Source organism: Flavobacterium sp. XS2P24 (genome assembly GCF_030010285.1).
Classification (GTDB): Bacteria; Bacteroidota; Bacteroidia; order Flavobacteriales; family Flavobacteriaceae; genus Flavobacterium; species Flavobacterium algoritolerans.
Window position 1 is genome coordinate 15,069 of record NZ_JASCRU010000035.1, and the last position, 12,147, is coordinate 27,215.

Genomic DNA, 12,147 nt, shown 5'->3' on the forward strand with positions numbered 1-12,147 from the left:
TTGAATATTTCAGGTTTTAAATTATACCATTTTTCGATTGCATTTAAAGGTGTTTTTACTTTTAGTTCTTTCCTTATAGAACCGTGTCTTCTATTTAAATTATAGAACGAGAGTAATATTTAGTTAAATCATTTTTCATTTCATCTAGAGATTGATATTGGGTTTTTAATATCGTATTGTTTTTAATAGTTCCATTTACCCGTTCTACCATCCCATTTGTTTTGGGAGTAAAAGGAGATGTAAGGCGATGTTGTATGTTGTTTTCAATACATTTCATATCCATTTTGGAAAGTTTTTGACAAGAGGTACCTGTTTTAGATTTTAACAATCTATTGGTAAATTCAAGTCTGTTATCGGTCAAGATATGTGTAATATTGAAAGGAAAAAAAGCCAAACATTTGTTCATAAAATCCTCTGTGTTTTCGGCTATTTTGTTCTCGTAAACCCAGTAAATCATTGCTCTAGTGCATCTGTCGATGGCGACGAAAAGATAATTAGATTTGCCGTTAAATTTAGGCAAATAAATAACATCAATATGTAAGAATCCAGATTCGTATTCTTTAAATTTCTTTGCTTTATCTTTCTTTTCTTGTGGAATTTGATTGATTTATTCTTTAACAAAACAACGATAAACGGAACTTCGAGATATTTTTAGATTTATTTCTAAAAGATTTTCCCAAACTTCGTCGAGAGAAACCCACGAAGAAGTTCTTAAACTTATTGACAATACTTTTTCCAAATCGATCAAAGCATATTCGATATTTAGGGGTTTACAAGAAGAATCTTGAAGGAAATCTCGATTTTTCCATTTTGAAACGGTTTGTTCTGAAATATCAAATTTCGAAGCTAACTCGGAATTACTCCCAGAATTGTTTTGTAATTGATAACGAATGTTTAAATTCGTTTTGGCATTGGAATGATAGACTTGTTGCATAATTATTAAGTGTTTGTGGTAAAACAAAAAATAATCAACTTTTTTATCTTTCCCTTTCGGGGTTTTCTTTTACGGCTAGGCCTCCAAAGAAAACCCCGAAAGGGATGAAATGCCATCAACAATGTTGTGAAACTTTACAGCTATTCAATAAAAAGGCAGGTACTGATAAAAGAGGGGTGTTATTTGAAAAGAATAAAAATTATTTGGAATAAATAAAAATCAATTCGGGTCGGTTTGAAATAGCCGATGCAGGAATTAATTCAAAGGATTCGGATTATGTTAGTTCCTTTTTAGATAACAAGTTGGTATTTGCTTCAGCCAGAGATACGGGAAGGGTTGCCAAAGTAAAATTCAAATGGACGAATAGATATTTTACAAATCTTTATTTGGCAGAATTAAAAGCGGATGGAAGTGTAGGAACGCCAGAACGATTTGAAAGAAAAATCAATTCCAAATTTAATGAGTCGACTCCTGTTTTTACAAAAGACGGAGAAACGATGTATTTTACCAGAAACAATTTTTTGAATGGGATAAAAGGGAAAGACGATAAAAAAGTTAACTTATTGAAATTGTATAAAGTAAGTTATATGCAGGGTAAGTGGACAAATATTGTTGAATTACCATTTAACAGTGATCAATACAGTGTGGCACATCCGGCATTAAGTAACGACGAAAAAAAGTTATATTTTGCTTCAGATATGCCGGGAACTTTAGGACAATCTGATTTGTTTTGTGCAAGCATTAATAGTGATGGTAGTTTTGGTAAGCCAGAAAACCTGGGAGCAAGTATAAATACCGAAGGAAGAAAAACTTTTCCTTTTATATCAGGTGATAATGAGTTTTATTTTGCCAGTGACGGGCATCCAGGATTAGGAGGACTCGATGTATTTGTTTCAACTATTATAAATGATTCAACTTTTGACGAAGTGCAGAATATTGGAGCTCCTATGAAAGCAAAACAGGATGATTTTGCTTTTATATTGGATATTAAAAACAGAACTGGTTTTTTCTCCTCGAATAGAGATGGAGGAATGGTTATGATGATATTTGCCGTTTTTTGGAAACTAGAAAATTAGTTTGTAATCAAATTTTATCCGGAATTATTGTGGATAATGAAACCAATGTTGTATTAGGTAATGCAAAGTAAATTTATTGGATGATCAATTTCAGATAATAGGCTAGGTAGAAACAGGAGCAGACGGGAGGTATAGTTTTAAAGTAAATTGTGGTAAAAAACACTATGTTAGAGCTACACGACAAGACTATGAAACGAAAGAAATAGCTATAACTATTGATAAAATTTCCGGCAAAACCGATTTGACAGTACCTTTGACAAAAGTCGTATACAAAATGGTTGCTGGAGATGATTTAGCCAAATGTTTTGGCATAAAAATGATTTACTTTGACTTGGACAAATCCTTCATCAGGAAAGAAGCCGCCTTTGAGTTAGAGAAAATTCTGGATGTAATGAAACAATATCCAACAATGAAAATCGACGTTCGTTCGTATACCTATTGCCGACAAACCGCAAAATACAACGAAGCTTTGTCAGATCGAAGAGCTAAATCCATAATAGATTGGTTAGTCAAAAACGGAATAGAAGCAAGCAGGCTAACGGGCAAAGGTTACGTAGAATCACAATTGGTCAACAATTGTCCTTGGGAACCTACAAATCAATCCAGTTGTTCAGAAGAGGAACACCAGGCTAACAGATGAAGTGAATTTATAGTAACTTCGATAGAGTAATGCCGTTCGTTAATTTAATCCAATACTTCTAGCATGATACCTGTATATATCATTTAGTTATTGGACTAATTTGAAATAACTATCGGTATAAATGATTTTTCAATAGCCATAGCGATTTCAATAGCAATAGCAATTTCAAAAATCTTTATGACTTTGCGGCAATATTGTTTGACTTCTTGGTGGTAAAACGAACCTGAACACAAGTATTGAAACGAAATATTGATTTTTTAAAGTGATTTTTTTACCTCTGTAATAAACACCTTATTGTAAAAATATACTATATTTCTTATTATTTTTAATTTATTGTATGTTTCAGCGACTTTTTTTATGTGTTCAACGTTTTTTTTGCTATAAATTTTATTTTGTTTTTCTGTTAATAAAGTTATAATTTTGTGTTTTTAAATGCCACAACCTTAATACAATAACAAATTTCAATAAATTAAAAAATTTCAGTTGCGTTTTTTTTAAAGATTACCTCGAGATTTTTTTATTTTTTTTATCTATAAATTTTGATTTTACGGTATGCGATAGTTTATTGGCATCCAACAGCACTCCCAAGATGGATAATGTGGAATATGTTGAAAAAGGTGACAATATTGGAAATATTGCCAAAAAACTTGGCAGCTCCGTGGACGATTTGAAACTATGGAATGATTTACAAAACAACAATATTGCTATGAAAACCAGCTTAATTGTTGCCAAAAGTGAAATGGAAATTGTAAAAGCCGTTGCCGGAACATTAAAGGAAAAAGACAATTTGGCTTCTGTTTAAAAAAACAAAGGCATCAACTATTATGTACAAAAAGGGGATTCTTTAAATAGCATTGCCAAAAAATATCCTGAAGTGACCATTTCGGATATTATAAAATGGAATGATTTAAGTGCCGAATACCTTAAACCAGAAATGAAGTTAAAAATAAACTGATAGATTTCGTGTTAATCACGTAAATATTAATGTAAACAACTATCTTGTGCTTGCTTTGTTAACAAGTGGGAATAATTGTTAATAATTTAGTTTGTTAGTTTAAATTAGTCCAATAATCCGACGGGGGGAAAATCATATGAAGTCAAAAATTACTCAATTAATGTTAATAAAATTAGCTAAGCTCACAAAGTCTAAGTTGCTATTATTAATCTTCATCACAATAGGTCAAGTAACTTTGGCACAAACAGTAACCAAGCAACTTTATTTGTCTGATCCATCCAATGCATTGGACAGAATAGACCCAGTTGCAACGACAGATGTGACCACGGCCACCACACCAAATCTTTTTGTTGCACCAGGTTGTAGTGCCAATACATCGCACGATGATTTTAGTTCTGCCGGCTATAATAACTTTCCTGCGGAATGGACTGCGGCTTGGAGTGAAAACAGTGATGACAATTCTCCTACCGGAGGTACCATGCGAAATGTTTCAGGAGAGCTTCGCTTTCAACAAGCCGGTTCTTTAGATCATATACAAAGAAGTGCGAATCTTACTGGTGCTAATTGTGCTACATTTTCATTCAATTGGAGGGCAGTTAGTTTAGAAGTAGGAGAAAATATTGAAGTATGGGTTTCAAATTCCCCAAATGGTACCTTTACCCAATTGGCAACTTATACAGGTGGAGCAGCTAGTGGGACTGCAAGCTTTGATATTTCGGCATACATATCTTCGGCAACTACAATACGATTTACAAATAGTGGAGGCAATTGGTCAGGGTCGAATGATCAAGCCTTTATTGACAATATTTCAATTGTTTATGGTTCAACAGGAAATGAAACTGTAACCTTTACTCAAACACCCGCTTTATGCAGTGCATTGACTATTAAGGCAGGAACAATCTCAATAAACAATTATATAAGTATTGTTAGCGGTAGTATGCCTGTAAATCCAGCTATTACAGCGCAGTTAAAATATGGTGCAACTGCTATAATAACATTAACAAATCCTACTTATAATAATCTAACAGGTATTTTAACTTGGTCAGGGACTTTGCCAAGTGATGTAATTGTGCCCTCTGGTCAAGCAATTGCATTAGTGATTACCACAACTCAGTTAGGAGTTGTTTTTAACATTAATTATGACAGCCAAACCAAACCTTCAAAGATAAATTTAAATACTTCAACCTATATTGATATTAGCTCTCATGCCATTTATGATGCGCCATATCCAGGAGGAAATTTAATAACCACTGTTCCTGCCGGAAGCACGGTATATACCAGAACGGTTGTAACAGATCCTTTTGGATATAACGACATTACAGGTTTAAATCTAACTATTACTCCTGCAGGTACAACAGTAGCTGCAACTGCTGTAGCAAATACATCGTGTACTAAAACATATCAATATGCTTGGGATACCAATAGCTTGAGTATTGGGAGTTATTCTTTACCAGCAATTGCCAAAGAAGGATTTGAAAATACTGTAACTGATACGCAACCTCTTACGGTAACTTTATGTAATCCTATTGGCGTGCCAATATTTGATTTGGGTGCTACTTCTACTCGATGTCAAGAAACTGAAGAGGTTATCTATTCTGCAACAGCAACCAATGCTTCTCTAATTACATATTCACTTGATACAGTTAGTATCGCTGCCGGCAACAGTATTAATACGAATACAGGTGAAATCTCTTATCTTGCTGGGTGGGCAGGTACTTCAGTTATTACTGTTACGGCATCAGGTTGTGGGGCACCAAAAACTGCCATTCACACTGTTACTAGTGCACCATCAGTAACAGCACTAGTATTTATGCTAGGAACAAACTCTATTCGTTGTAGTAATACTGCGAGTACAATTACTTTTACAGCAACAGCAACAAATACAACTGGTATAACCTATAGTTTAGATGCTGCAAGTATTGCTGGAGGAAATACAATAAATAATTTGACTGGTGAAGTAACTTTTGTTGCATCTTGGAATGATATAACTACGATTACTGCAACTGCTACGGGATGTAATGGCCCTTTAACATCTGACCATATTGTACTAAACTCAGCCATTAAAGTAGTTGAAGATGGCGTTTCAGGAGAGAATGGAACACCAATAGTTGTGAATGTATTAGCAAATGATGAATGCGATATTAACCCAAATTCGCTAATCATAATTACCCAGCCTACAAATGGGACATTACAAATGGGTATTAATGGTACTATTACCTATTTACCAAATGGAAATTTTTCAGGAAATGACAATTTCGTATATCAAGTTTGTAACAATGCTGCAATACCTATTTGTGATATAGGTAACGTAAATATCAATGTAGCACCCGATTATACAAACGCTTGTAATGAGGCTGTAATTGCAAAAACGTATTATATGCCATTCCCGGAAAACAGTACACAATTACGGGAAGCATTATTCCAAGCATCTAATAATTCCACTGGCTATACTAATGTTGTTCGAAATGTAACGAGCATAGTTGCACCTTACCCAAACACAATTATTACGTATGACGAATGGGAAGATGGTTATGAAACTGATATAACATCACCTACGCAGGCTACCACGAAAATATGGGGAGACGGAGATTTAAGCAACGGAATAGCACCTGGTTATCCAACAGATATTTTAACATCTTCAGCCAGCATAATTTTGGATAATAAATTCATCTATAATCCTCGTAACCCTGCCAATATTTATTTTGATGCAAAAGACAAAATACAGACCACTTATGATGTAGCCATTTCAAAAGTTACTGGTGATGACGCCATTTTTTCTATTCAAGCTGTTAAGACAAATGTTGTGGATGTGACACGTTATGGGAAACTATTCAGACTTGGATTAGGTGAAATTACTGGGGTTCCTTATTTTTCGTATGCTGCTTTTTTTATAAACGCAACAAAAGACGGAACAGTAGTTAATGTCGATTTAGATGCAGATGGAATTGTTGATTTAACCAAAACATTAAATGAAGGAGAAGTGTGGTTTTATCAAGGAGATCCGTCGGCAACTGGAATTGCTGGAGTCACTGATGTTAAACCTGGTGCTATTATTACGGCTAATGAAATAGTTGGTGTCGATTTGGTTTTTGGTGGTAATGACAACTATGGAACTCGAAATATAAATATGCTTACAGGTAAATACTATGGTAATACCTATTATACACCAGTTGCATCACCAACAGATTCTACTCCTTCAGTAGTATATTTTGTAAATAGTCTCAATACTCCCATTACTATTAATTGGGTCTCTGGTTTGCCAGGTTCGGGATCATTGGTTGTTCCCGCAAATTCATATAATAGTCTTACATTGGCAGTTTCAACTTCAATAGGGTATAAGTTTTGGAGTCAAGGAAATGAGTCGTTTACAGCTGTTGAAATAATGGATGCAGATTCAAATGGTCAAAATTATGATTGGGCTATTTCCTTATTAAATGCTAGCCGTTTAACATCATTTACAACAATTGCTTGGGCACCTGGTTCTCTTGATGGTTCTGCAAATTATAACCCTTTGTGGGTTACTCCAACCGCAAATACAACATTATATATTAAATATGATGGTAATTTAACTGCAACTACTGCAACAATGAGTCCTTGTGGGGTACCTTATGATATTGCTGTCCCATTAAGTTACTTACAAACATATCAAATAAGAGATACGGACAATGATCAAAGTAGTATTGCTCTTTTTACCTGCGACGGTACTACATTTGCAGCTGTTTATGGTGAAGATGCCAATGGAGCACCAATCGGGGCACCGGCACTAGACGTAGGAACGACATTAACTCCAAAATGTCTTGAGCCTACTGTTAATGCCATCGATGATAAAGCTGTAACAGAACCAAATACCCCTATTACTATTGGGGTAAAAAATAATGATATAGCGTTCTTATGTACTTTAGATCCAGTTTCAATCTCAACAGTGGGTTTATTACAACCTGCAAATGGAACCATAATTGTTAATGCTAATGGCACCATTACGTATACACCAAATTTTGGATTTCTGGGAAAAGATGTTTTTGAATATCGTATTTGTTCTCTTGAATATGCTACAAAATGTGATGTTGCAAAAATTAATATCGTAGTTACCGATTGTAATGCATTAGCTAATGAAAACTTAATTACAGGAAATGTTTTTTTAGAACAATTGCCGGACGATGGAACATTTGACAATGAAAATTTTGTTGCAGGAGTAAATGTTGATTTATATGCCGATACAAACTGTAATGGTATTATTGATGCTACTGAAATAGTTACGAAATCGACCGTTTCTGATTTATCAGGAAATTATAGTTTTAGTACTTTTAATGGGTATTATGCCCGCGATGATTTTGAACCCGCAGCTACTTTTAGTGGTAATGATGGTTCAGTTAATTGGAATACCAACTGGGTGGAAAATTCAGACGATTTAAATATAGCAACCGGTGATGTTCGTGTAATCACGGATGCTGTAAGCAATACTAGAGCAATACGATTATCTGGTGCCAATAACGGTATTTCAAGAAATTTAACTTTTTCAGGCGCTTTAGTTTCTAGTTTAAAATTTAGTGTTAGGAGAGATGCATTAGGTGATTCAGGCGAAGGAGTTAATGTTGTAGTAAACGGAACTACTGTTTATACCATTGATGATGGGGATTTTGTAGGGACCAATAATTTTTATCAAGATATTGCTGTACCTATTACTAGTTTTAATGCTAATGGTATAAACACTGTACTTTTTTTAACAAATGGTTCTGTTTCAACAACAGATTTCTTTTATATTGATAATGTAGAATTACTCTATTTTAAAGACCCTGCTTGTTTTATTGCAAAAGTAAATCCATATAATACAAATGGAGCCTATACAGCAGCATTGCTAAATCAAGGAACTGCAACGTTTTCAGGAGTAGGTGCTTGTAATAAAAACAATGATTTAGGTGTTTTGGCAAATTTAGTGGCAACTGACGATTCTAAAAGTACCCAAACAGACATTCCGGTAGTTATCAATGTTTTGAAAAATGATGTAGTTGGAGTGCCAAATACATCAACAGTAACTACTTCTGGTGTTTCTAACCTTCCTTTAAATGGATCAGTAACCGTAAATGTGGATGGTACAATCACTTATACTCCAAATCCAGGATTTATCGGCGTAGATGATTTTGAATATCGAGTTTGCAGTTTAGAAGATCCATTGGTATGCGATATTGCATTAGTAACCGTAACCGCTGCATGTATATCAACATCAAGCCAAAATACGATTACAGGTTTAGTATATAATGATATTAGTTCAGATGGAGTATTAGACACTGGTGATGCTGCTCATCCAAATGTTCGCGTAAATTTATACCACGATACCAATGGTAATGGTTTATTGAATGTTGGAGAACCCTTAATTGATACCGAAACCACCAATTCACTTGGTTCCTATCAATTTGATGTTGTACCACCTGTTGCTACAAATGACTTTTACGACACTTTTAGTTCTACAAGCGGAACATCAGCAATTTTAGCCAGTCAATCTTATGGTACTGCTTCATGGTCTCTTAATTCTTGGGTTGAAGTGACAGAAATTGATGGTTTTACCGCAGGAGACATAACTATTTCAAGTGTAAATGGGTTACAAATTACAAATGCAAGTAAAGGAGCTAGAAGAACGGCTAATTTAAGCACCGCCATTGCAGCAACATTATCTTTAAATTATACTGAATTAGGATTAGATCTTGATGTAAATGATTATGTAGATTTACAAATTGCCACGAATGCATCACCTGCCAGTTGGACATTGTTAAAAAGATATACAGGAGCAGATGGAAATCAATCAGGTCTAAGTACATTTGATATTACACCTTTTATTTCAGGAACTACTACCATTAGAATGTTGTCCTCATCAAGAGTTTCTATGGTATCTGGTGATATTGTTAAATTTGACAACGTTAAATTTAGTTATGAAACTCCAATTGCTGCAAAATATATTGTTCAATTAGTACAACCTATTCCAACCGGTTACACATTAACAAGTCCTTTGCCATCTCCTACTGGACTTCATACAGCCTCATTTACAGCTTCGGGTTCGGGTGACTGTCAAAACAATTTTGGAATTGCAGGTTCTGATTTAGTAGTAACTAAAACGGTTGATATCGCTTCTCCGTTTATTGGAACTAATGTGACTTTTACAATAAATGCCTCAAATAATGGCCCAAGTAATGCAACAAATGTAATCGTTAGTGATTTATTACCTTCTGGATATACTTTTGTGAGTTCAACACCTTCTGTTGGAACTTACACCAGCGGAGCAGGAGTTTGGACAATAGGTAATTTAGCCAATGGCGCAAGTCAAACTTTAACGGTAACTGCTACTGTAAAAGCTACGGGAGTTTATGCCAATACTGCTACGATTACTGCAACAGAAACCGATCCAGAGCCAGAAAATAACACATCTACCCGCACAATAAATCCTTTACCAGTGGTAGTAAGCATAGTTGCCACTACACCAAGTGCTTCCGAGCCAGCAACCAACGGATTGTTTACCGTAAGTTTATCCAATCCCGTGATTATTCCAACAATAGTAACCTATACCGTAACAGGAACAGCCACAAACGGAACCGATTACGCCAGCATCACCAACACGCTAACAATTCCAGCAGGAGATACTTTAGCAACAATACCAGTCATGGTAACCGATGATGCCACAGTAGAAGGATCAGAAACGGTAGTCATAACTTTAAACAGTACCAATAACTCTACGACAATCACTGCCGTGTCAGCCAATGCAACCGCCACGGTAACCATTGCAGACAATGATGTATCGGTAGTAAGTATAGTTGCCACTACACCTAGTGCGTCAGAGCCAGCAACCAATGGAGAATTCACGGTTAGTTTGACAAATCCGATGAGTGTACCAACAATAGTAACCTATACCGTAACAGGAACCGCCACCAACGGAACCGATTACGCCAGCATCACCAACACGGTAACGATTCCAGCCAACACGACCAGTGTCACGATTCCAGTAACGGTAACCGATGACGTTACAGTAGAAGGATCAGAAACGGTAATTGTAACTTTAAACAGTATCAATAACGCAGCAACAATCACTACAGTATCAGCCAATGCAACCGCCACGGTAACCATTGCATCTCCTGCTATCGATGCCGTTGATGATGCCATCGCCGGTGGTAACGGGACGACCGGAACCCCTAATGCAGGGAATGTATTGTCTACCAATCCTACAAATACGGATACCTTAAACGCAAACCCGGTAACTATAAGCCAAGTAAACTTGACTGTAACTGCCCCTGCAACTCCTATCAATGGAGGAGGTATTCCTTCGGTGGATACTGCAACGGGACAAATTACAGTGCCTGCAGGAACCGCTGCAGGTGCCTATGCAATTGTTTATTCGATCTGTGAAAAATTAAATCCTGACAATTGCGATTCCGCAACGGTGACCGTTATTGTTACCGCCCCTGCTATCGATGCCGTTGATGATGCCATCGCCGGTGGTAACGGGACGACCGGAACCCCTAATGCAGGGAATGTATTGTCTACCAATCCTACAAATACGGATACCTTAAACGCAAACCCGGTAACTATAAGCCAAGTAAACTTGACTGTAACTGCCCCTGCAACTCCTATCAATGGAGGAGGTATTCCTTCGGTGGATACTGCAACGGGACAAATTACAGTGCCTGCAGGAACCGCTGCAGGTGCCTATGCAATTGTTTATTCGATCTGTGAAAAATTAAATCCTGACAATTGCGATTCCGCAACGGTGACCGTTATTGTTACCGCCCCTGCTATCGATGCTGTTGATGATGCCATCGCCGGTGGTAACGGGACGACCGGAACCCCTAATGCAGGGAATGTATTGTCTGCCAATACTACAAATACGGATACCTTAAACGCAAACCCGGTAACTATAAGCCAAGTAAACTTGACTGTAACTGCCCCTGCAACACCTATCAATGGAGGAGCTATTCCTTCAGTGAATACTGCAACGGGACAAATTACAGTGCCTGCAGGAACCCCTGCCGGTTCGTACACTTTGGTTTACCAAATCTGTGAAATTCTAAATCCAACCAATTGTGATACCGCTACAGTAACTGTTACGGTTACTGCTGCTGCTATTGTCGCTGTTGATGATGCCGGAACTCCGGTAAACGGATTCAACGGTGGAACAGCCTTCACTAATGTGTTGACTAACGATACCTTGAACGGTGCTCCTGTGGTAGCTGCTCAAGTCAATACTACTTTTGTTTCGGCTACAAACCCAGGTGTTACATTGTCTGGTACTGATGTGGTAGTGGCTCCGGGTACGCCTGCGGGTGCTTACACTTTGGTTTACCAAATCTGTGAAATTCTAAATCCAACCAATTGTGATAACGCTACTGTTACAGTAACGGTTACTGCTCCTGCTATTGTCGCTGTTGATGATGCCGGAACTCCGGTAAACGGATTCAACGGTGGAACAGCCTTCACTAATGTATTGACTAATGATACCTTGAACGGTTCCCCTGTGGTAGCTGCTCAAGTGAACTTGACTACTGTTTCAGCGGATGCTGGA

The 12,147-nt window shown here is 36.7% G+C and carries 6 protein-coding genes; 4 read left to right on the top strand and 2 right to left on the bottom strand.

Going from position 1 to position 12,147, the window contains the following annotated elements; genetic code table 11:
- Window positions 1-94 precede the first annotated feature (94 nt).
- Window positions 95-607: a DDE-type integrase/transposase/recombinase gene (locus QLS31_RS15015; protein ID WP_349238942.1), complete on the bottom strand. Its 513-nt coding sequence runs from the start codon at window positions 605-607 to the stop codon at window positions 95-97.
- On the bottom strand, window positions 608-934 hold the full coding sequence (locus QLS31_RS15020; protein WP_282744515.1) for a hypothetical protein: 327 nt from the start codon (window positions 932-934) through the stop codon (window positions 608-610). It abuts the gene before it with no gap.
- A 302-nt stretch (window positions 935-1,236) separates the two neighbouring features.
- Here QLS31_RS15020 and QLS31_RS15025 point away from each other — a divergent pair, with 302 nt between their 5' ends.
- From QLS31_RS15025 to QLS31_RS15040, 4 genes are all read left to right on the top strand, one after another.
- Entirely contained in the window at window positions 1,237-2,010 is a 774-nt protein-coding gene (locus tag QLS31_RS15025) for a hypothetical protein (RefSeq protein WP_282744516.1), read from the top strand.
- A gap of 241 nt (window positions 2,011-2,251) precedes the next feature.
- The gene (locus tag QLS31_RS15030; protein WP_282744517.1) at window positions 2,252-2,650 is read left to right on the top strand and encodes an OmpA family protein; all 399 of its coding nucleotides are present in this window, start codon (window positions 2,252-2,254) and stop codon (window positions 2,648-2,650) included.
- Window positions 2,651-3,239: 589 nt separating this feature from the next.
- Window positions 3,240-3,452 carry a LysM peptidoglycan-binding domain-containing protein gene (locus QLS31_RS15035; protein ID WP_282744518.1) on the top strand — a complete coding sequence of 71 codons (213 nt, stop codon included), beginning with the start codon at window positions 3,240-3,242 and terminating at the stop codon, window positions 3,450-3,452.
- A gap of 313 nt (window positions 3,453-3,765) precedes the next feature.
- Window positions 3,766-12,147 (top strand): Ig-like domain-containing protein (locus QLS31_RS15040; RefSeq protein WP_282744519.1); only part of this gene is annotated, 8,382 nt, incomplete at its 3' end.